At 56.8% G+C, this 19,312-nt stretch carries 22 protein-coding genes and 1 tRNA gene; 11 read left to right on the top strand and 12 right to left on the bottom strand.

Annotated features, from left to right (window positions below; translation table 11 throughout):
• Positions 1 to 41: 41 nt before the first annotated feature.
• Complete coding sequence (locus SIC18_RS00735) at positions 42 to 620, top strand: DUF3747 domain-containing protein (protein WP_048347263.1); 579 nt, start codon at positions 42 to 44, stop codon at positions 618 to 620.
• Between the two features lie 53 nt (positions 621 to 673).
• Positions 674 to 844 (top strand): 30S ribosomal protein S21, encoded by a 171-nt coding sequence (gene rpsU, locus SIC18_RS00730; protein WP_006043142.1) that lies wholly within the window; start codon positions 674 to 676, stop codon positions 842 to 844.
• A gap of 137 nt (positions 845 to 981) precedes the next feature.
• Here rpsU and SIC18_RS00725 read toward each other — a convergent pair whose 3' ends face one another.
• Positions 982 to 1,155, bottom strand: a complete 174-nt coding sequence (locus tag SIC18_RS00725; RefSeq protein WP_413429919.1) for a hypothetical protein — start codon at positions 1,153 to 1,155, stop codon at positions 982 to 984.
• Positions 1,127 to 2,698: a YifB family Mg chelatase-like AAA ATPase gene (locus tag SIC18_RS00720; RefSeq protein WP_413429918.1), complete on the bottom strand. Its 1,572-nt coding sequence runs from the start codon at positions 2,696 to 2,698 to the stop codon at positions 1,127 to 1,129. Before SIC18_RS00720 ends, SIC18_RS00725 begins: the two co-directional genes overlap by 29 nt.
• Positions 2,699 to 2,767: 69 nt before the next feature.
• Here SIC18_RS00720 and SIC18_RS00715 point away from each other — a divergent pair, with 69 nt between their 5' ends.
• From SIC18_RS00715 to SIC18_RS00705, 3 genes are read left to right on the top strand one after another with little or no spacing between them, the layout of a single operon-like run.
• Entirely contained in the window at positions 2,768 to 3,109 is a 342-nt protein-coding gene (locus SIC18_RS00715) for a histidine triad nucleotide-binding protein (RefSeq protein ID WP_048347261.1), read from the top strand.
• A gap of 25 nt (positions 3,110 to 3,134) precedes the next feature.
• Positions 3,135 to 5,123, top strand: a complete 1,989-nt coding sequence (locus SIC18_RS00710) for an ATP-binding cassette domain-containing protein (protein ID WP_413429917.1) — start codon at positions 3,135 to 3,137, stop codon at positions 5,121 to 5,123.
• The gene (locus tag SIC18_RS00705; protein WP_084764087.1) at positions 5,120 to 5,356 is read left to right on the top strand and encodes a chlorophyll a/b-binding protein; all 237 of its coding nucleotides are present in this window, start codon (positions 5,120 to 5,122) and stop codon (positions 5,354 to 5,356) included. The genes SIC18_RS00710 and SIC18_RS00705 overlap by 4 nt, the downstream gene beginning before the upstream one ends.
• 16 nt (positions 5,357 to 5,372) lie before the next feature.
• Here SIC18_RS00705 and SIC18_RS00700 read toward each other — a convergent pair whose 3' ends face one another.
• The 4 genes from SIC18_RS00700 to psbX form a co-directional block, all read right to left on the bottom strand.
• Entirely contained in the window at positions 5,373 to 5,858 is a 486-nt protein-coding gene (locus SIC18_RS00700; RefSeq protein WP_413429916.1) for a hypothetical protein, read from the bottom strand.
• Positions 5,855 to 6,382 carry a TolB family protein gene (locus tag SIC18_RS00695; protein ID WP_413429915.1) on the bottom strand — a complete coding sequence of 176 codons (528 nt, stop codon included), beginning with the start codon at positions 6,380 to 6,382 and terminating at the stop codon, positions 5,855 to 5,857. Before SIC18_RS00695 ends, SIC18_RS00700 begins: the two co-directional genes overlap by 4 nt.
• Positions 6,383 to 6,405: 23 nt before the next feature.
• Positions 6,406 to 7,377, bottom strand: coding sequence for a Ycf66 family protein (locus SIC18_RS00690; RefSeq protein ID WP_048347258.1), 972 nt, complete (start codon positions 7,375 to 7,377; stop codon positions 6,406 to 6,408).
• Between the two features lie 80 nt (positions 7,378 to 7,457).
• Positions 7,458 to 7,580: a photosystem II reaction center X protein gene (gene psbX, locus SIC18_RS00685; protein ID WP_011620364.1), complete on the bottom strand. Its 123-nt coding sequence runs from the start codon at positions 7,578 to 7,580 to the stop codon at positions 7,458 to 7,460.
• 99 nt (positions 7,581 to 7,679) lie between these two features.
• Here psbX and SIC18_RS00680 point away from each other — a divergent pair, with 99 nt between their 5' ends.
• On the top strand, positions 7,680 to 8,000 hold the full coding sequence (locus SIC18_RS00680; protein WP_048347257.1) for a YggT family protein: 321 nt from the start codon (positions 7,680 to 7,682) through the stop codon (positions 7,998 to 8,000).
• A 39-nt stretch (positions 8,001 to 8,039) separates the two neighbouring features.
• Here the strand turns inward: SIC18_RS00680 and accC are convergent, their stop codons facing one another.
• Complete coding sequence (gene accC, locus SIC18_RS00675; RefSeq protein ID WP_048347256.1) at positions 8,040 to 9,383, bottom strand: acetyl-CoA carboxylase biotin carboxylase subunit; 1,344 nt, start codon at positions 9,381 to 9,383, stop codon at positions 8,040 to 8,042.
• A gap of 100 nt (positions 9,384 to 9,483) precedes the next feature.
• Between accC and SIC18_RS00670 the strand changes: the two genes are divergently transcribed.
• The 3 genes from SIC18_RS00670 (at position 9,484) to msrB (ending at position 11,333) form a co-directional block, all read left to right on the top strand.
• Positions 9,484 to 9,565 (top strand) — tRNA-Leu (locus tag SIC18_RS00670).
• Between the two features lie 29 nt (positions 9,566 to 9,594).
• On the top strand, positions 9,595 to 10,881 hold the full coding sequence (locus tag SIC18_RS00665; RefSeq protein WP_413429914.1) for a glycosyl transferase: 1,287 nt from the start codon (positions 9,595 to 9,597) through the stop codon (positions 10,879 to 10,881).
• 26 nt (positions 10,882 to 10,907) lie between these two features.
• Entirely contained in the window at positions 10,908 to 11,333 is a 426-nt protein-coding gene (gene msrB / locus SIC18_RS00660) for a peptide-methionine (R)-S-oxide reductase MsrB (protein ID WP_250395351.1), read from the top strand.
• 26 nt (positions 11,334 to 11,359) lie between these two features.
• On the opposite strand, the gene SIC18_RS00655 is transcribed toward msrB, so the two are convergent.
• From SIC18_RS00655 to SIC18_RS00645, 3 genes are all read right to left on the bottom strand, one after another.
• Positions 11,360 to 12,562 (bottom strand): PRC-barrel domain-containing protein, encoded by a 1,203-nt coding sequence (locus SIC18_RS00655; protein WP_048348321.1) that lies wholly within the window; start codon positions 12,560 to 12,562, stop codon positions 11,360 to 11,362.
• Between the two features lie 60 nt (positions 12,563 to 12,622).
• Positions 12,623 to 16,174 (bottom strand): chromosome segregation protein SMC, encoded by a 3,552-nt coding sequence (gene smc / locus SIC18_RS00650; protein ID WP_245407143.1) that lies wholly within the window; start codon positions 16,172 to 16,174, stop codon positions 12,623 to 12,625.
• 104 nt (positions 16,175 to 16,278) lie between these two features.
• Positions 16,279 to 16,701 carry a hypothetical protein gene (locus tag SIC18_RS00645; protein ID WP_413429913.1) on the bottom strand — a complete coding sequence of 141 codons (423 nt, stop codon included), beginning with the start codon at positions 16,699 to 16,701 and terminating at the stop codon, positions 16,279 to 16,281.
• Positions 16,702 to 16,746: 45 nt separating this feature from the next.
• Here SIC18_RS00645 and SIC18_RS00640 point away from each other — a divergent pair, with 45 nt between their 5' ends.
• The gene (locus SIC18_RS00640) at positions 16,747 to 17,172 is read left to right on the top strand and encodes a glycine zipper domain-containing protein (protein ID WP_048347252.1); all 426 of its coding nucleotides are present in this window, start codon (positions 16,747 to 16,749) and stop codon (positions 17,170 to 17,172) included.
• Positions 17,172 to 17,570, top strand: coding sequence for a phage holin family protein (locus tag SIC18_RS00635; protein ID WP_048347251.1), 399 nt, complete (start codon positions 17,172 to 17,174; stop codon positions 17,568 to 17,570). Before SIC18_RS00640 ends, SIC18_RS00635 begins: the two co-directional genes overlap by 1 nt.
• 10 nt (positions 17,571 to 17,580) lie before the next feature.
• On the opposite strand, the gene SIC18_RS00630 is transcribed toward SIC18_RS00635, so the two are convergent.
• Positions 17,581 to 18,732, bottom strand: coding sequence for a THUMP domain-containing class I SAM-dependent RNA methyltransferase (locus tag SIC18_RS00630; RefSeq protein WP_413429912.1), 1,152 nt, complete (start codon positions 18,730 to 18,732; stop codon positions 17,581 to 17,583).
• Positions 18,733 to 18,744: 12 nt separating this feature from the next.
• On the bottom strand, positions 18,745 to 19,227 hold the full coding sequence (locus SIC18_RS00625) for a hypothetical protein (protein ID WP_245407141.1): 483 nt from the start codon (positions 19,225 to 19,227) through the stop codon (positions 18,745 to 18,747).
• Positions 19,228 to 19,312: the final 85 nt, after the last annotated feature.

Genomic DNA, 19,312 nt, shown 5'->3' with positions numbered 1-19,312 from the left:
AAAGGGACTAATACGATCCCCTTAATGATCGGATTTGATTGATGGGCCGTCCTTGGAACGCTGCTGTTGCTTTTGCTGTGTTTGCCTCCGCTTTGGCCACAGGTCTCCCGCAAGCAGCGACTGCTCAAGGCTCTGTTTTCACCGCTGCAGACGTGGACGAAAGCCAGTTCGTGATGGTGTCGGCTCCCATCGGTAAAGGGGAGAGTTCTCAGCTGAACATTTACGAACAGCGCACCAGTGCCCGTCCGTGTTTTGCCGTTTCGGGAGCTGCCCCTGCAGTGGTTGATCCGCTGTTGGCCAGCTTCGACTTCACCGGAATCTGTAACCGCTATATCGATGGGAATGGCTATTCCCTGCGAATTGGTGGAGATGACCTGGGAACGCGTTACCGCCTGTCCGTGGTCAAATCCGGATCAGATGTCGAGCTTTTGGCCGTCCCGACGCGTGATCCCTCCCGTCCCACCATGGTGGTGGCTCGTTCAGGAGGTCCTGGAAACGGTTTCATCAAGTTGAATCTTGAACCAGGCTGGAAGCTGATGAGGCGTCAATACGGCAAGCGCACGCTGGGACATCTTTATGTGTATCGGGATGGCATGCCCGGATCCCCAGATGCACTCTGAGCGCATTGCCCATCGCTTGCTACATTGCTTAGCTGGAAATCCTCGCTTGTTGAATGACTCAGGTCACGGTTGGAGAAAACGAAGGCATCGAATCTGCCTTGCGTCGCTTTAAGCGTCAGGTCTCCAAGGCCGGGATCTTTGCAGATCTCAAGCGCCTGCGCCATCACGAGACTCCAATCGAGAAGTACAAGCGCAAAGCTCAACAGCGCCGTCGTCGTCGTTGATCGAACAGCATTTTTAGCTTTAGACCTGATAGGACGTGTCGAAATATCGAATTAATCGGTATTTCGACTGTTTCTTTTTTCTGAGTGTCTTCCGAGACTTGAAGCATCTCGAATGAGATTCCTTATGGCATCCATGTTTAATTCCCTTCGTGACTGGTTTGCCGAAACCCTGTCACACGCCGTTGGCAATCCAAGTGAGGAGAAGAAGACGGTTCCTCCTCCGATTGGTGTCCAGCCCTACCGGGATATTCCTCATCACGGATCGCGTTAGTGGCCATCAGCTCAAGTGCTGGCTGAAGGCGTGTGGTCATAGCTACGGAAGCAGATCGCATCTGCCAGATGTTGTTCACTCACCTTTGGCAGAGCTTCTAAGTCGGCAATCGTTCGGGCAACGCGCAGGAGCCTCAAGCTGCTGCGCATGCTCAGCTGCCGTTTCGACACCACCTGCTCCCAGCATTGAAAGGCTCGTTCTTCAATCTGGCCGTAGCGCCCAAGCTCAAGCGCACTGAGTTGGCTGTTGAGTTGGCCGCCCGGGTTGCGTTCACACATTCTGATGCGCGCGGCCTGGATTGCTTCGGGGGAGAAACTGCCTCCAGATTGATTGTCTGTTGGATCATCCGTGGTCTTGAAGCAACGGCGTAGTTGGCCTGTCGGTACGGGTTCGAGGCGGCATTGAAGATCGAGACGATCTAGAAATGGACCTGATAAACGATTCCAGTAGCGCTGCCGTTGAAGCTCCGAACAACGGCAGCGATTGGAAGAATCACCATGCCAGCCACAAGGGCAGGGATTGGTGGCAGCCACCAGGGTGACCCGACAGGGGAAGGAGCAGCGCATTCGGGCTCGACTGATCCAGAGAACTCCCTCCTCCAGAGGCTGACGCAACTGATCGAGGATGGATCTCGGAAATTCAGTGAGTTCATCCAAAAACAGCACGCCTCCATGGGCCAGGCTCAATTCACCGGGACGAGGATTGACGCCTCCGCCGAGAAGGCCTGCTGCCGTGGTGCTGTGATGCGGTGCCCGGAATGGTCGTTGTCGAACCAGGCTTGTCACGCTGCCGAGCGTGCCAGCAATGGATTGCAGGCGTGTGAGCTCCAGAGCCTCTGCATCGCTCAACGGTGGAAGAATCTTGGGGAGCTGGCGCGCCAACATCGTTTTGCCACAGCCAGGAGGCCCCACCATCAGGAGGTGGTGTCCCCCAGCTGCAGCAATCGCCAGTGCCTGTCGAGCGAAATGTTGAATCGTGAGGGGTGCTGCGGTCAGCGGCTCCAATGCGCTTTCAGGGTTGATTGGCGTTGCAGGCTCTTTCGTTTTGGGTTGAGGGCAACAGTTGTGTTGGATCCCATGCCGTAATTGCTCAACGAGTTGCCTAAGAGTTTTGGCGCTAATGACGGTGAGTCCGGCTACCAGAGACGCTTCTGCCGCGTTGGCTGATGGCACCACAAACGCCTTGGCTTGTTGGATCTTTGCCTGGCAGGCCATGGCCAGAATGCCGCGGCAAGACCTCAAGCTTCCGTCCAGGCCTAGTTCTCCTGCACAGCAGAGCCCTTCCAGCTTTTGGGGATCAAGCTGACCGCTGGCCACGAGCAAGGCAAGGGCGATCGGGAGGTCGAAGGCTGGTCCCTCCTTGCGTCGATCCGCTGGTGCCAGATTCACGATGACGCGAACGAGGGGCCCGCGAAAGCCGCTGTTGCGAAGTGCTGCCCGAACGCGTTCGCGCGATTCTTGGATTGCGGTATCTGGAAGCCCCACAAGTTGAAGGCCGGGAAGCCCTGGGGCCAGATCCACTTCTACCGTGACGGGGAGCGCCTCCATGCCTTGAAGGGATGCGCTGGAGCAGCGTGCCAGCATTGGATGGTTGCGGGGTAGGTATCTGATGCCCCACCCGTCTCATGCACTGTTTTGCCCAGGGTTGTGACCATGGCTGGTGACACGATTTTTGCCCGCATCTTGCGTGGAGAGATTCCATGCGATGAGGTGTACAGCGATGAGAGCTGCTTGGCGTTCCGTGACGTCGCGCCGGTTGCTCCTGTTCATCTGCTGGTGATTCCACGCAAGCCACTAGAGAGCTTGCGCGAGGCGGAACCAGGGGATGAGGAGCTTCTGGGTCATTTGTTGATGGTGGCTGCGAGGGTTGCCAAGCAAGAAGGCTTAAGGGATTGGCGAACGGTGATTAACAGCGGAGAGGGTGCAGGACAGACCGTGTTCCACTTGCACGTGCATGTCATTGGTGGGCGTTCCCTGGATTGGCCTCCCGGATGAAGGCTTGGCTTGTGAGAATGGCGTCATGACAGCGTCTACTTTCGGCAGCAGCGGCCCGTTCAAAAATCTCCGCAATCAGCTCACAAAGCTGCGTCACCTGGCCCAACCCTTTTTCTTGCCGCTTGATCAGGCCAGCGGATGGCAGTTCATCTGGCTGTTGGTGTGCCTTCTGTTTTGTGTTGGCGGATTGGTGCTTGCGGTTCTTACCGCACTGATCCGAAGCCTGGATCGGTTTCAGCCGGACTTAACGGAGAAATATCTCTCTGGTGTATCCGGCACGATTGCCACGATTTGGTCGAGTTGGTGGGGAGTGGCTTTTGTCGCTCTGTTTCTGGTTGGGATGGCCAGTTTCGTTGCTTTCCGTCAGCAATTGCGCCATAGGCGGTGGCTCAATTGGGGCTTACTGGCAACGATTGTGTTCATGTTGCTTGCTGTTAACGGAATTAATACGGGGATTGGATTCATCTACCGAGACATTACGAATGCCTTGGTGGAGAAGGATCAAGGTGGCTTTTATGGTCGATTGGCGATTTATGGCGCTTGTTTTGTGGTTGCCCTCCCTATTCGGGTGACTCAGGTTTATATCACTGCAAAGCTGGGAATTATTTGGCGGGAGTGGCTGTCTAAATCTTTGATAGGTGATTATATGAAAAATAAGGCCTATTATGTTCTCAATCCAAACAGTGAAGACGAAACGGATATTGACAACCCTGATCAGAGAATTACTCAGGACACGGAATCATTCACGGCGCAAAGCTTAAGTCTTGCCCTGGGCCTTTTTGATGCACTCCTGACGTTTTCTTTGAATATATTGGTGCTTTGGAGTATTAGTTCTAGGCTTACTTTTGCCCTGTTTGGCTATTCGGCAGTTGCCACAACTCTGCTGGTTGTCTCAGGGCGCAATCTGGTGCGAATTAATTACGATCAGCTCCGTTATGAAGCTGATTTTCGTTATGGTCTGGTTCATATTAGGGACAATGCCGAATCGATTGCTTTTTACTCTGGGGAAGGTCAAGAGAAGCAAGAATCTTACAGGCGTCTTGGCTCGGTTGTTCAAAACTTTAATCTCTTGATTATTTGGCAGGTCATCATTGATGTGATGCGTCGATCGGTGTCCTACGCAGGAGTTTTTCTTCCCTTCTTAGTTATGGCGCCTGTGTATTTTGCCGGTGAGATTGATTTTGGTGTGTTCAATCAAGCCAATTTTGCCTTCAATATGGTGGAGGGTTCGTTGTTCTTTATTGTGGCTCGAATTGAGCAGCTTGCTCAATTTGCCGCGGGTATTAGTCGTCTGGAAGGCTTCCAGACCAAGATTGAACAGGTAAGCAAACAGGCTCCCAGTAGTAACAGTCGCATTGTTCCAGGAAGTAACGGCATCTTCATTCGTTCTGCCGATCTATATCCGCCGAATGGAAACAATCCAGTGATCGAAGATCTCACGCTTGATATTTCTGATCACGACAAGTTATTGGTTGTGGGGCCTTCTGGGTGCGGAAAAACATCGCTGCTGCGCATGATTAGCGGCCTATGGGAACCAAGTCGAGGCAGTGTTGAGAGGCCGTCGATGGGTGATCTCCTGTTCATCCCTCAGAAGCCTTACATGTTGTTGGGCTCGTTAAGAGAGCAGCTGTGTTATCCAGCAGATGAGAATCGTTTTAGCGATGAGCAATTGCGAAGCGTGCTTGAACAAGTCAGCTTGCAGAAGCTAGTGACGCGATATCCCGACTTGGATATCAAGCAGGATTGGCCTCGAATTCTGTCCCTGGGAGAACAGCAACGCCTGGCGTTTGGACGGTTGTTGTTGAACTCGCCAAGTTTTGTGGTCCTGGATGAGGCGACCAGTGCTCTTGATGTGAAGACGGAAAAGCAGCTTTATGAGTTGCTTGTAGATCGAGATCTCTCGTTTATTAGTGTTGGCCATCGTCCTTCCCTCAAGCACTTCCATGACAACGTGCTTGAACTGCGAGGGGATGGCGATTGGAGCCTGATCCCTGCCAGTAGCTATCAACCATGAAAAAATCTGATCAACCAATTGATCCCACTCCGGAGGAGCCCTCCAAGGTGTCGACCGCTCGAAAGGCCAGTGTCACCACCAGTGCCACCACCAAAGATCTGCCTGCCTTTGGTTGGAGCGCCTATGCGGAGCGGATCAATGGACGTTTCGCCATGATCGGATTTTTAGCTGTCTTGCTCACTGAAGCCCTCAGTCGGGATACCTTTTTGCATTGGGCAGGGCTGATTCCCTGACTAGCTGATTCCCTGCCTAAGGGAGGCGAATTAAGTCCACATCCCAGCGGCCTCTGCGGCTCACTTGAACGGCGAGCAGTCGACCATTTCCATCCAGGCTGACGGAACGGGGTACACCAGGCGGATTGATGGGGAGTCGTTGCAAAGCGCTGACATTGCGTCGATAGAGCATTAACTCGGTACGTTCTTCGCGTTGCCGGATCAGGGCGATCCTCTGACCATCCCCACTGACGCTGAGGCTGATGGTCTGGGAGTCGGCCTGATGAATCCCATTCAGGGGCACGGGTGTGTCGTTGCTCAGGTCAATCAGCTCCACGCGCTCTCGTCCGTTGCGATTGGCGAGGCTCGCCAGCCAACGTCGCCCCATCGATGGAAGGCGCCTGCTCTCGGCGCTGCGACGTAGCGATGCCCCGACCCGGGACATGGGACGGATGCCATTTTGACTGCAACCGAAAACGACGAAACAAAGCAGTAGGGCCGATGTGATGAATCGCTGTCTCATCGGTTGGCTTCGCTGGGTGTGGTGCGTCGCTGGCCTCCCGGGCCGTCGGGTTCTAGCAATCCGCTCAGATCAATCACTTCGACGCGCCAACGTCCTTGATCTGCAGTCTGAATGGCGAGTTTGCGTGCATCCGGAGCCAGGCTGACCCGAACAGGATCTCGACCGGAGGGCAAGGGCAAGGGGTGGGCTTTGCCGCTCAGGCGATCTTCAATCAAGACCAGCCTGTGGTTGCCGCGTTGGGTAATCACGGCCAAATAACGGCCGTTCCAGCTCAAGGACGGTGAGCTGTGGGGCTGATGACGTGAGAGATGGCGCAAACGCAATGAGCCCCCTCCTTGTACGTCGCGCAATTGGACGGTCGGTCGTCCGTTTTGGTCTTCGATCACGGCTAACAATCGACCATTACCGCTGAGAGCAGGGTCTTGTTGTTGTGGTGAAAGCAGGCCAGATGGTGCTCGGGTCGAGCGACCTTCACAAGCGACGAGTCCAAGTGCAAGAAGCACAAAGAGGAGGCGTCGGGTCATACCGGAGTGAATGCTCAGCCTGATCAGTCGTCAAAGCGAGAACTGTTGTCCCTTGGGCGGGAACTGCGGGGAGGGGTGCGATTGGTGTCCCTAGCCGTTGCAGGTCTGTCTTCAGGAGGGGAATTGCGTCTGCTCACGGGAGGAGTGGAGGCGTTTTGACGCGTGCTTGGGGAGTAAGCGGCATCTTCGGGCTCGCGTCGCAGTGGGCTGCCTTGAGGAATGCCAGGTGTCCCATCTAGGCCGCTACCGCTCCGAGCTGACCCTGGAGCGCGCTGGTTTAAGCCAGCCGCCCCATCAGAGGGGCGGGATGAGGGGGCAGGCCTTGATGACGCAACTGCGGTAGGCCTGGACCCTCTGCGCTGATCCTGGCGTTGGCTGCGGCGCTCTCCAAAGCTTGGGCCACTCGGTGCAGAGTCCTCACTGCGACCGAACCGAGCCATGCGTCGATCTCGTTCGCTGCTGTCTGACCAATCGGAGGCGGGATCGGAACGCTGACGGCTCCGACTCGCTGCCTGTTCAGGGATTGCAGCTCGCGAGGTGCGACGCGGGCGATAAAAATCTTGTTCAGGCCTCTCGTCTTCATCCAGCCCTTGGCCTCCAAATCGCCGACGAATCGGCTGGGGCTCGTCGAAGCGGTCGTAGGGATCGTCGTAGCCACCGCGCAGACCTCCAGCGGGGCTGTTGGCTTCAGGCTCGTCATCGAAATAGGCGGAGCGTCTTGCCTGTTCCGCTGAAATCCCCCGAAGGCGAACGCTTTCATAGGCAAAAAACACGGTGGTTCCTGCCAACAAGAACTGCCCAAACTGGAGAATTGGATCGAGCCGCCAGCCCTGGAAGAAAAGAATTCCTCCGCAGAGCAAGCCGATTGCCGCGAAAAATACGTCGTAATCACGGGCGAGAGCAGGCTTGAAACTGCGCATGAAGTAGAGCAGTGCCCCACCTACAGCCAGCACAATGCCAACAATGCTGGCCCAATTCAGACTGGCATTAACCACAGTGAAGCTCTCTGATAACGACCTGCGTGGAACCGAAGCTCGGGTCGAGTGAGCTCAGTCTACGGAGCGTGAAAGGGTCTTCAAAGTTTGCGATCAACCTGGTCGGTTTGGCTGAGAAAAAAGAGTCCAATAGATGCAGGGATCACAACGATCGCGACACCAGCAACGAGGCTGGTCAGAAAATTGGAGAGGGAAGGCGTCATAGGGGTTAGGACCGAATGCGTTCAGCGAGGCCTGATTCGCTGCGATTTTAGGGATCAAGGTCAAGTTTCTACGATGACGGCACCATTGCTTAGGGCTTTGTGACGCCAACGCTTGTCGCCATCCTTCCGCCTCTCAACTTGGCACTTGGTTTGCTGTTGGCTGCATGGACCCTCGCATTCCTCGCGCGCATCGTGCTCACTTGGTACCCGCAGGTGGATCTGTCCAAAGGCTTTTGGCCCCTTGTGGCCTGGCCCACTGAGTCGATTTTGGGGTTGACCCGCCGAGTTATCGCTCCGATCGGGGGCGTGGATGTCACTCCTGTGATCTGGGTTGGGCTGCTCAGTTTGCTTCGGGAGCTGTTGGTGGGTCAGCAGGGTTTGCTCTCCCTGGTGCTGCTCCGCGCCCAGTCCATTGCCTAAGCGCTTTTGGAGAGCACTGGGCATCCTTGTTGCTCTGATCTAGAGCATCTCCTCTTCAACGAATTTGGTGTGCACGTCGCCCGCTTGGAATTCAGGGCGGTCGAGCATGCGCAGATGGAAGTCCACCGTTGTTGGGATTCCTGTGATGGCGCACTCGTTGAGCGCTCGTTTCATGCGTTCGAGTGCGGCTGGGCGATTGGGAGCCCAGATGATCAGCTTGCCGATCAGGGAGTCATAGAAGGGCGGGATGTCGTAGCCCGTGTACACGTGACTATCGACGCGTACCCCAGGGCCTCCAGGGGGTAACCAACCCGTGATCCGTCCGGGGGCTGGCCGGAAATTGTGCTGCGCATCTTCGGCATTGATTCGGCATTCGATCGCATGCCCGTTCATATGAATGTCTTCTTGGCGGATGCTGATCGGTTCCCCGCCGGCGATGCGTAGCTGCTCAGCAATCAGGTCGATCCCCGTCACCATTTCCGTGACGGGATGCTCCACCTGGATGCGGGTGTTCATTTCCATGAAATAGAACCCACCATTTCGATCCAGGAGGAATTCCACCGTGCCGGCACCCTCGTAATCGATGCTGCGCGCCGCTGCGACCGCCGCTTCTCCCATGCGAAGACGCAGCTCAGGGTCAAGGGCCGGGCTTGGCGCCTCTTCGAGAAGTTTCTGATGACGTCGTTGGATCGAGCAGTCTCTTTCTCCCAGATGGACCACGTTGCCGTGACGGTCCGCCAGGATCTGTACTTCGACGTGCCGGGGGCGGTCGATGAATTTTTCCATGTACAGCCCTGGATTCCCAAACGCTGCATCGGCTTCCCCTTGAGCCGCTTTGTATAGCTTTACCAATTGATCAGAACTGGGGACCAGCCGCATCCCACGGCCACCGCCTCCAGCGGTGGCCTTGATCATGACGGGATAACCCATGGCAGCAGCGAGCTCAGCGGCTGCCTCCGGGTTGGGTAGGAGGCCTTCGCTCCCAGGCACCGTTGGCACGCCAACAGCCTGCATGGTGGCTTTCGCCGTTGACTTGTCTCCCATCGAGCGGATGGCATGGGGAGACGGACCGACAAACGTGATGCCGTGGTCACGGCACATCTCGGCGAAGCGGTCGTTTTCTGCCAGAAACCCATAGCCGGGGTGAATGGCATCCACACCGCGGGAGGTTGCTGCGGCAAGGATGTTGGGGATGTTGAGGTAGCTCTTGTTGCTGGGGCCTTCGCCGACGCAGACCGCCTCGTCAGCGAGTTGCACGTGCAGTGCATTGCGATCCACGGTGCTGTACACCGCAACTGTGCTGATGCCGAGTTCACGGCAACTTCTCAGGATTCTTAGGGCAATCTCGCCGCGGTTGGCGATCAGCACCTTGCCGATGGGCATTCCGCAGCATCAGAGCCAGGGCGGATCGTATCAGCGGTTAGGACTTTTCTGCCTGTCGGTATACTCATCCATCGACGAGCCCTATCGGCAACGTCGCCACGCGGATGTGGTGGAATTGGTAGACACGCACGTCTAAGGAGCGTGTGGCTTCGGCCTTGCGAGTTCAAGTCTCGCCATCCGCATCATTCTTTTCCAGCCCCACCGGCACTGAGTGACGTCACCCACCAAGGACCAAACCCTGGCTGTGGTCTTCGTTTCCAACGGCCCTGGTGAACTCACGACCTGGGTTCGTCCCCTTGCTGAGCGTCTGCATCGACGCCTGCTGATGCGGCCTCGAGCCCCTGGCTCGTTGGTGAGCCTGCGGCTTGTTTTGGTCCCTTGTCCCAATGCCACTGGCACGGAAGCCGCCGCAGCTTCCCGTTGGGGATTGTTTGATCGCATCACTCTGGCCAGGCAGTTTTGGTTGCTGCTGTTGAAGCCTTCTCGGTTTGGGAGCTGGCCAGACCGAGGTGTGGTGGTCTTTTTGGGTGGGGATCAATTTTGGAGTGTGTTGTTATCAGCTCGGCTGGGCTATCGCCACATCACCTACGCCGAGTGGGTGGCGCGTTGGCCGCGCTGGAACGATCGGATCGCTGCTATGGCCCCAACGGTGCGAGACCAGCTGCCCAGACGCTTTCGCTCTCGCTGCCGCGTGGTGGGTGACTTGATGGCGGATCTGTCCAGCCATGCCAAAGAAGAGGCCCCGCTGCCATCGGGGGAGTGGGTGGCTTTGTTACCGGGATCGAAACCGGCCAAACTCAGCGTGGGTGTTCCTTTTCTGCTGGAAACTGCAGACCGTTTGGCGGCTCAACGCCCTGGCTGCCGATTTTTGTTGCCGGTGGCACCTACCACCTCCGTCGAAGACTTGGAACGTTATGCAAGTTGCTCGAATCCCATCGCTGCCTCCTACGACACCGATGTCGCCTCGATTGAACCGGCTCGTGCCGGCGAGGGATTGAGGCGCTTGATGACACGCAATGGCACGGAGATTCACTTGCAGGAAAATCCTCCAGCCCACGGCGCCCTGAGCCAGTGCAAGCTTGCGCTCACCACCGTCGGAGCCAACACGGCTGAACTTGGCGCTCTGGGTGTGCCCATGATCGTGTTGGTTCCCACCCAGCATCTGGGTGTGATGCAGGCTTGGGATGGTTGGCTCGGGCTCTTGGCCCGTCTGCCTGGTCTGCGGCGTCTGATCGGCTTGTTGCTGAGCGCTTGGCGTCTCCGAAACCATGGATTCATGGCTTGGCCAAACATCAGCGCTGGTCGCATGGTGGTTCCTGAACGCGTGGGTCCGATCACGCCTGAGCAAATTGCCCTTGAGGCTGAGTCCTGGCTCGCGACACCCGAGAGGTTGCAGGGGCAACGCGATGATTTGCGCGGCCTTCGGGGTGAACCTGGTGCTGTTAGAGCACTTGCTGAGGAAGTTCAGGGACTCTTGCCCTTAGCTCTTTCCGACTAGCGTCCCTGCTAGTTCAAATTTGAGTCATGACGAGTGCGCCAGTAGCAGGTGGTGATCGGGTGGAACGCACTCCTGAGGAATGGAAGGCGAAACTCAGCCCCACCCAGTTTCAAGTGGCGCGTCAGGGCGGTACTGAAGCTGCTTTTACCGGTGCCTACTGGAATCACAAGGAAGACGGCATGTATCACTGCGTCTGTTGTGATGCACCCCTCTTTAGCTCCAGCACAAAATATGAGTCGGGCACCGGCTGGCCAAGCTTCTGGAATGGTGTGACCGAGGGTGCCATTCGCACCCATGAGGATCGAAGCCATGGGATGGTGCGAACAGAGATCCTTTGCGCACGTTGTGATGCCCATCTAGGACATGTGTTCAACGATGGACCGGCTCCTACAGGTCAGCGCTACTGCACGAACAGTGCTTCCCTCGACTTCAAAAAGAAAGCCACCGCTTGAGTTGAGGTGTGGATTGATCCCTGGAGTTACCAGGGATCATCGAGGGGCTGGCTCTCCTGGTCTTGAGGAGAGCGAAGCTCGATGGGTTCAACATCAAGGGGTTCGCCTGGCCGTTCGATCGGACGACGAGACGCCGGTCTTGGACGTTGCTCGAAGCGTGGAGCTGCATCGAGTTCCTGAGGTGGCTGTGATGGGCGCTGAGGGGCTTGATAGCGGTCTTCGTCCTGGAAAGACTGGGGTTCGCGAAACCGGTCAGATTCGTTGTAGCGCTGTTGCTCATTGAATCGTTGTGGCTCATCCAGCGGCTGTCTCTCATCGACCGACCGTCGTCCATTGAACGGTTGGGGCTCTCGATACAACGGGGGCTCGTTGTATCTCTCGGGTTCGCGATAGGGCTCTCGATAGGAGTTCTCTCGCTCCTGCATCGGTGCTTCATCGAGGTAGCGACGCTCACGCGTGTTGTCACTGCGGCGATCTTCCAGTTCGACGTACTCGAGTTCCCGTTCCGTTTCGAAGCGTTGTGATTCTGAGGCTTCCAGCATTCGTGGTGCCTCTTCCACCGCTTGCCCTGAACTGAGCTGGTTTTCGACAGGGACGATGTTCACCCTGTATCGCTCCCGCTCTTGCTCTTCCCAGCTCGGTCCGCCGACGCCTAGTTTTTCCAGCACCCCACTGCTCAGTTGTTTGAGTTTGTCTTCGGCACCCTCATAAACAATGATTCGGTCGGCGCCACTGCTAACGATTTCATCGACAGGAATTTCCCAGGTGCTGAGCACGCCCTCTCCAAGAAGGGGAACACCAACGGCTCCCATCACAAGCGAGCTGAGTTCGCCTGTCTCAATGTCGAAGGAGAAGCCCAACACGCGGCCGAGGGTTTGCCCCGATTCTGTGATCACCTGGCAGTTGATCACCCGGCTGTAGCGGTCTGGAGAGAAGGCCTCGCTTAGGGAGTCTGCGGAATCAACAAGAATCACGTCCCCCACTTGGCGAATGCGATCCAGGGGCATCCAACGGGGAAGTCCCGGTAAGAAACGGGTGAGCGGGTTGTCTCTCAATCCGAGGGCAACCACTTCGCGGTGGTCGATATCGACCACCACTTCGCCGACCACACCCAAGCGTCTGCCTGAGTCGCGGGTGATGACTTGGGTCCCCATTAATTCCGACCGAAGCCACAGCCTGTCGCTGGGGACGGTTGCCAGTGGGTCGTTGGGGGACGGGGACGAGCTCAAACGCAGGCCTCTGCCGGAGCAATTCGACTCATTTTGACGCAAGACCCGGGAGCTCGCTGTTCAAGCTGCATCGGGTAATCCCACAACCTGGGTGTGAGCGCCACGAGCCTGGGTGACACCAATGGTGCGCTGAGAGGCGCCAATCATCGGTCGCCTGTGGCTCACGACAAGGAATTGGGCTTGTTCGGCTTGACGGGCGATCAACGCGGCCAGCCGCTCCACATTCACGCCATCGAGGAAGCTGTCGACCTCATCAAGGGCGTAAAAGGGTGAGGGGCGGAAGCGTTGCAGTGCAAACAGAAAACTCAGTGCTGTCAGGGACTTCTCCCCACCAGACATGGCCGCTAGGCGGCGCACGGCCTTGCCTTTTGGGTGAGCAACCAGGGTGAGCCCTCCCTCGAGGGGGTCATCCGGATTGTCCAGTTGCAGCTTGCCATCGCCTTCGGAGAGGCTTGCAAAAATCTCTGAGAAATGTCCATCGACGGCTTGAAAGGCCTCCATAAACGCCTCTTGCCTGAGTGTGGCCACGGTTTCAATCCTCAGGAGCAGTTCTTCGCGCTCCTGGCTGAGCACATCCAGGCGTTCGCCCAGGTCTCCCAACCTTTCTTCCAGGGCCGTTAGTTCCTCGAGGGCCAACATGTTGACCGGTTCGAGGGCTTCCATCCGTTTTAGAAGTTGCTGCAGCTGGTCTTGCAGTGCCTCAAGCCCGGCATGGCGAATCTCTTCTGGGATCTCGGGAAGGGGGTTGGGCAGTGTTGGCTTGAGCTCTTCGAGTCGGATTCCACCGCTGCGCAGTTGCTCTTGAATCGCTTGGCGCTCCTCCTGTAACCGTTCAAGTTCCCAGCGGGCTTGCTGGAGGTTCTGACGCAATTCGGCCACGGCAGCTTCCGCTGCATCCCGAGCGCGACGCTCCTCTCCAAACTTGGTTTGGAGGATTTGTTGCTGGTTTTCCAGAGTTTGACGGCGTTCCTCCAACTCCTTTTGTTCCTCCCGCCAGCGTTGATGTGCCGCAGCGAGTGCTGTGACCGCTAGTTGAAGACTGTTTTCCTCTTCTTCAATGGCCTGTTGCTGGTCACCGATGCGGGTTTGTGCGAGCTCGCGTTCACGCTGATGTTGAAGACGCTCATCACGATGGCGGCGGGCCTGTTCGAGGGCGTTGTCCGACTGTTCGAGTTCGGCCTGGAGTTGTTGCCAATTCCCGGCATCGGCCTCGGCTTGCACTTTTTGTTCCTCGGTGGAGATTCTCTCGAGTTCTTCCAGCAGAGGGTTGATGGTGGTTTTGAGAACTTGGAGCCGCTGTTCCTGTTCCGTGCGGTTGACTTGAAGGCTGTGGAGACGTTCGCTGCGTTGGCGGCAACGCTCCAGCAATGGTCCATGGGCTCGCTTGGCTGCCGTTCTCTCCGCATCGAGAGCCGCTTGCCTCTGCTCCAGCTGACGCAGGAGTGGTCGTTCTTGCTCGAGAGATTGAAGCAGCCGGTTTTCTTCACGTCGACAAGCCGCCAGGGTCTCGCCGAGCTCGAGCAACCGTTGCCGCAGGGGCTCGGCCTCATCGCTGTCACTGCTGACACCAAAACTCAGTCCACCACTACGTTGGCTGAAGCTTCCCCCCGTCATCGCGCCACTTTTCTCGAGCAGTTCGCCTTCGAGGGTCACAGCTCGGAAACGCCCGAGTTGTTGCCGAGCACTGCCCAAGTCGCTGAACACCTGGGTGTCGCCAAAGACGTACCCGAATACGTCGCTGTAGATCGGCTCATAGCGGATCAGCTCCACCGCTCGACCGATGAGGCCGTCGCCATTGCCCCCCTCCGGTCGGCGGCCACGGGCCATCGCCGCGCCACCACCGGCGGCTTGGGATCGAATCTTGTTGAGAGGTAAAAACGTTAAACGGCCTGCACGCCGGCTTTTCAGCAAGTCGATGGCACGGGCTGCGATCCGGTCGTCGTCAACGACCACCTGGGCCATGCGTGCTCCTGCTGCCACCTCTAGGGCCAGGCGATGACGATCTTCCACTTCGCCAAGTTGGGCCACCGCTCCATGGATTCCATCCAGCCCCGCCTCCAGCAAGAGGCGCAAGGCTCCCGTCCCTCGTGTTTCCTGTAAGGCCTCTCGTCGACTCTCCAAACGGGCAATTTCCCGCTCCAGACGGGTTTGCTCCTCTTCAAGCCTGGTGCGGGTGCGTTGTTGGATCGCAACGGCTTCAGCGCGTTCTTGAAGCTGTTCTTTGCCGCTTCGCAGGCTTTCCAGAAGCGATTGCCACTCCTGTTCCAGTTGTTCCAGCTGGTCTTGGACTTCGCGGTCTTCTGCGCCGGCTTCGTCTCGTTCCAGCTGCAGCTCGGATTGACGGGCTTCGTCCTGACGCAAACGCTCTTGTAATTGCTGTTGTTCCTCTTGAAGAGGAGTGAGCGTGGTCTGTAGGTCTGAGCGGCGTGCTGCTCTTTGACGTTGCTCATCCAGCCAGGCTCCAGATCGCCCGGCCACGTCGCCGAGGCGTCTGCGCGAGATTTCAACCGCAGCTTCGGCATCGCGGCAGGCTTGCTCTGCTGCCTGGAGGACCTCTGGGTTGTTGGCTTGTTTGAGTCCTTCGCTGTCTGCTTGAAGTTGGTGACGGCGGCTGGTGAGGTTGTGTCGCAGTCCTTGTAAGCGTTCGCCCTCCTGCTGATGTTGCGTGGCTTGACGTTCGAGTTCGCGGTTCTGGGGGTCGAGACCGGCCAATTCACCCTGCACGCTGAGTAGTTGGTCTTCGCCTAGAGCTTTCACGCTGTCTTGAAGGGTTTGGAGGCGTGTGGCCTGCTCCGACAGGCTGCTCTCTTTCTCCTTGATTGCTGCGCTGTCGCGGACCTCCTGTTCGCTGAGGTGTTGTTGGCGGGTTTTGAGCTGCTTCAGCTGCGCTTCAGCTGCTTCAAAGGCCAGCACCAGCTCTTGCTGTCGGCCACGCTGAACCTGATCGCGTAAATCTTGATAGGCCCGTGCTTTCGCGCAGTCCTTTTCAAGACGTTGTCGCGCTGTGAGCAGTTCTTGTTCAACGATGCGGCAGCGATCTTGCCGCTCTTGCACATCGTCGAGCTTGCGGCGGCTTTGTTCGATTCGAGTGTCGAAGAGTGCCACACCCGCCAGCTCGTCAATGAGGCCGCGGCGGTCCCGATTGCTCATCGAGACAATCCGAGTCACGTCGCCCTGCATCACGACATTGCTGCCTTCAGGATCGATGCGTAATCGGCGCAGCTGGGTTTGTAACTGCTGCAGATTGCATGGCTCACCGTCTGAGCTGTAGGTGCTGCTGTACGAGCCTCCAGGCATCACGCGCAGCTTGCGCGTCACCGTCCACTCATTGGCATCAGCTTGAATCCAGGGACCCTCTTCAGGGGGCTCAATCCCCTCTTCTGCTGCATCTGGTTGCCAGTCGCTCAGGTCAAAACGCACGCTGACAGTGGTCTCAGCCGACTTGCCAGCTTTGAGCATGCCGCTGTTGACCAGATCGGGTAAGCGATCGGCACGCATCCCTCGGCTATTGGCTAGGCCGAGACAAAAAAGGACTCCATCAAGAATATTGCTCTTTCCAGACCCATTTGGACCGGTCACCACAGTGAACCCGGTCTCGAGGGGGATGGTCATCGCCCCACCGAAGGACTTGAAATGGGTCAGTCCGACCTGATTGATATGGACCAACAGGTGACACAGCTGTCAGCAAATCAAAACTAGCGAAGCTTCTGAAAAGCTCAAGGGCTTTTTGCTGGACCGTTATGAGCCGATGTGTGCAGCCGGCATTCGCCATTGGCCAGTTCAAGGGTTAAGGGGTCTGGTAAGTGGAGAGCGGCAGTGCCAAGTAGTTCAACCTTGATCGGCTCCTTTGGGTTGTCGGGCAAGACCCCTTGAAAAGCACCTCCCACAATGCGGCGTCCCCAGCCGCGTCCTCCAGACACTGCCGCTGACGTTCGCTCAAGCCAGATCAGACGGTGCCTTGGCAAGGGGATGGCTTGGAGGCTGGGGCCGTTGGGAAGGGGCACACTGCTCAGACGCCAGGTGCGGCAGCTTGCGCCATCTTCCAGGAGTAAATCCACATGTCGGCAGGTCGGATCATCTGGCGCATTCGTGTGTTCCAGGAATAGGTATCGAGACAGTTGCACGGTGATGGGTGTCATCTCCTGGACACCATCTCTAGGCTGAGAAAGGCGTTACCCCTATCCATGGACTCAGCTCCATCCCAAGAGGAAGACAAGGATTTTGCGCAACGGTTTCGGGATCATTTTGAGTCTCTCGTCCCTGAAATCCAGCGTCGGTGGCCCGAGGTGACGCATCAAGCCTTAGAGGCCACCCGGGGCAGTTTTGATGAGGTTGTGCAATTGATTGCCTCCCAAGGCGATCGAGCGGTGCAAACCGTGCAGCAACAGCTGGAAGATCTGATGCATCAGCCCGGTGATGGTGTGCGTCGTTTTGCGGACACGCTTGAGCCCCTCGAGGAGCAACTCGAGCAGCTGCTTGATGATCTCAATGCCACCTTGCGACCCAAGATTGAACGTCCCGTCAGGGAGCGGCCGCTGATGGCGTTGGCCATCGCTGCTGGCGTTGGCGTCCTGGTGGGTGCCCTGCTAACTGGAGGTCGTCGTTCCTGATGAGTGAACTTCCAGGATCTCAAGAGAGCCGCCCAAGGGGATTCGGCGCTGCGGCTCGAGTGACAGCTTTAGCTGGTTCGGTGATGGACCTGCATGTGCGAATTGCGTTGCAGGAGGTCGGTCGCGAGAAGCGTCGCCTGATCAGCGGGGGAGTGTTTTTGGCCATGGGCGGAACCTTGATGCTCCTGGCTCTTGTGGCTGTTGAAACGGCTTTTGTTGTTTGGTCGCAAACCGCTTTCAACTGGACCTTGATGCAGTCGTTGCTCACCCTTGCTGTGTTGAATGTGGTGCTTGCTGGTGCGAGCTTGCGGATTGGAGGACAGCTGGCGAAGGGTCCTTATTTGCCGCAGACCCTTGAAGGCTTGTCCAAAACCACCCGTGCTGTGATGGGGCGTTGATCGATTGCGGCTAACGCACCTGGTAGTGCAACCAGCGGCAGTCGATCCCACCATTGTTGATCGGGATACGTCGGGACGCTCTCATCCGGAGGGCTCCCGTGACACCAGCATTGCCGCTGAGCAACCAGAAGTCCCATCCTGAGGCCTGGGTTTTCACCATGCCACCGAGATCGCCATACAGCGCCTCAAGATCCTGATCGGCTCCGACACGTAATCCATAAGGAGGATTGCAAACGATCGTTCCTGGTCCTTCTGGAAGTTTGAGATCTCTGAAATCTCCCGTTTGGATGGAGATCAAGTGGGAGAGACCAGCGGCCTCGACGTTGTTGCGAGCCTGTTTGGCAATTGATGGATCCTGTTCGCAGCCAATGATGATCGGCTGGAATTGGTCCTGCTCTTGGCGGTTGAGCGCGCGCTCTTTTTCTTCTCTCCAAAGGTTGTCATCAAAATCAGCCCAGCCTTCAAGGGCAAAGCTGCGGTTCAGTCCCGGGGCATGGCCTGCAGCCAAGGAGGCCGCTTCGATCAGGAGCGTCCCTGAGCCACAGAGCGGATCGACCAGAGGCGTTGTTCCTGTCCATCCGCTCAGGCGGATCAAACCAGCAGCAAGGTTTTCTTTGAGCGGAGCCTCCCCCATTTCTGCGCGGTAGCCGCGGCGGTGGAGACTGCCGCCTGATCCATCCAGACTCAGGACCCCACCCTCTCGATCGAGATGCACATGCAGGGAAACATCGGGTTCTTCGAGATCGATTGAGGACCGTTGCCCCCAGATGTCGCGCTGTCGATCGACGATCGCGTTCTTAATTTGTAGTGCGGTGTAGTGGCTGTGATTGAGGCCGGGAGCCGTGCCGGTGACATCCACCCGGAAACTCATCGAAGGATGCAGCCAACGTTCCCAGTTCAGTCCTTCCTGAATCCCTGAATACAGCGTCTCGCGGCCATCGCATCGGAAACGAGCCATTTCTCGAAGCAATCGAAAAGGAAGTCGGCATTGCAAATGAAGCCGATAGAAGCAAGCCATGTCGGCCTCAAACGTGGCCGCTCTCCGTAGTGGTTTGACCGCTTTGGCTCCGAGAGCCACGAGCTCAGCCACTCCAGCTTCCTCTAATCCTTGAGGGAGTACGGAAACGCCTTTGATGCGCTCAGATCTTGCTTGCTTCTTCACTCTGTTTTTTGCTTAATCACCACTGTTTGAAACGGTATTCGAATCCCAATCGGCAGGTTGTGTGCTTGGTCCAGAGATGATGATCGGGAGAAACAATTCCATTGAGATCAGGGTGAAGATAACTGCCGTTAAATTCACACTCCACCCCAGGATGAAGAGCAAGGTAAGGGCGATCGGTGCGAGGGATTCGGGTGAGATGGAGCTTTTTAAAAAGTCAAGAGAAGCATCGAATACTGCCATTAATGAAGCTGTAAACATCAGGCTTGATGCCCGGTAACAGCGACATGCTGGCGCGAATTTCTTGAGAGAGATATAAAGTCGCGAAACGCTTGATTGGTAGCTTGCTAGGATGAACAAAATGGCAAATATTGCTATGTTTGAGAGTTGCTTAGTGGCTACGAATTCGCGGGCTTCAATGAAGAGGTAACCAGCCCCCATCAGCCAAATCACGATTCTTAGAGAGACTTGGTTGAATTTGGCCAAATCCGTTGTCAATCAGTGGTTTTAGAGTAGTCACTTGCTTTTAGGAGTGAGCTCCTTTTGGGATTTTCTTTGGATTTTCTAGTTTGTGTGTTGCCCA

The organism is Synechococcus sp. Cu2B8-bc1011 (genome assembly GCF_047302735.1).
In the GTDB taxonomy this organism is placed as follows: Bacteria; Cyanobacteriota; Cyanobacteriia; order PCC-6307; family Cyanobiaceae; genus Synechococcus_C.
The sequence above is the reverse complement of the archived record's forward strand: the minus strand, read 5'-3'. Positions and strand labels throughout refer to the sequence as shown.

Bases quoted from the DNA above. Each gene is read 5' to 3' on its own strand.
- accC (WP_048347256.1), bottom strand. From the start codon at position 9,383: ATGCCCATCGGCAAGGTGCTGATCGCCAACCGCGGCGAGATTGCCCTA.
- SIC18_RS00700 (WP_413429916.1), bottom strand. From the start codon at position 5,858: ATGAGACAGCGATTCATCACATCGGCCCTACTGCTTTGTTTCGTCGTT.
- SIC18_RS00640 (WP_048347252.1), top strand. From the start codon at position 16,747: ATGGACTCAGCTCCATCCCAAGAGGAAGACAAGGATTTTGCGCAACGG.
- SIC18_RS00715 (WP_048347261.1), top strand. From the start codon at position 2,768: ATGGCTGGTGACACGATTTTTGCCCGCATCTTGCGTGGAGAGATTCCA.
- msrB (WP_250395351.1), top strand. From the start codon at position 10,908: ATGACGAGTGCGCCAGTAGCAGGTGGTGATCGGGTGGAACGCACTCCT.
- SIC18_RS00720 (WP_413429918.1), bottom strand. From the start codon at position 2,698: ATGCTGGCACGCTGCTCCAGCGCATCCCTTCAAGGCATGGAGGCGCTC.
- SIC18_RS00725 (WP_413429919.1), bottom strand. From the start codon at position 1,155: ATGACCACACGCCTTCAGCCAGCACTTGAGCTGATGGCCACTAACGCG.
- SIC18_RS00695 (WP_413429915.1), bottom strand. From the start codon at position 6,382: ATGACCCGACGCCTCCTCTTTGTGCTTCTTGCACTTGGACTCGTCGCT.
- SIC18_RS00645 (WP_413429913.1), bottom strand. From the start codon at position 16,701: ATGACACCCATCACCGTGCAACTGTCTCGATACCTATTCCTGGAACAC.
- rpsU (WP_006043142.1), top strand. From the start codon at position 674: ATGACTCAGGTCACGGTTGGAGAAAACGAAGGCATCGAATCTGCCTTG.
- SIC18_RS00705 (WP_084764087.1), top strand. From the start codon at position 5,120: ATGAAAAAATCTGATCAACCAATTGATCCCACTCCGGAGGAGCCCTCC.
- smc (WP_245407143.1), bottom strand. From the start codon at position 16,174: ATGACCATCCCCCTCGAGACCGGGTTCACTGTGGTGACCGGTCCAAAT.
- SIC18_RS00710 (WP_413429917.1), top strand. From the start codon at position 3,135: ATGACAGCGTCTACTTTCGGCAGCAGCGGCCCGTTCAAAAATCTCCGC.
- SIC18_RS00635 (WP_048347251.1), top strand. From the start codon at position 17,172: ATGAGTGAACTTCCAGGATCTCAAGAGAGCCGCCCAAGGGGATTCGGC.
- psbX (WP_011620364.1), bottom strand. From the start codon at position 7,580: ATGACGCCTTCCCTCTCCAATTTTCTGACCAGCCTCGTTGCTGGTGTC.
- SIC18_RS00735 (WP_048347263.1), top strand. From the start codon at position 42: ATGGGCCGTCCTTGGAACGCTGCTGTTGCTTTTGCTGTGTTTGCCTCC.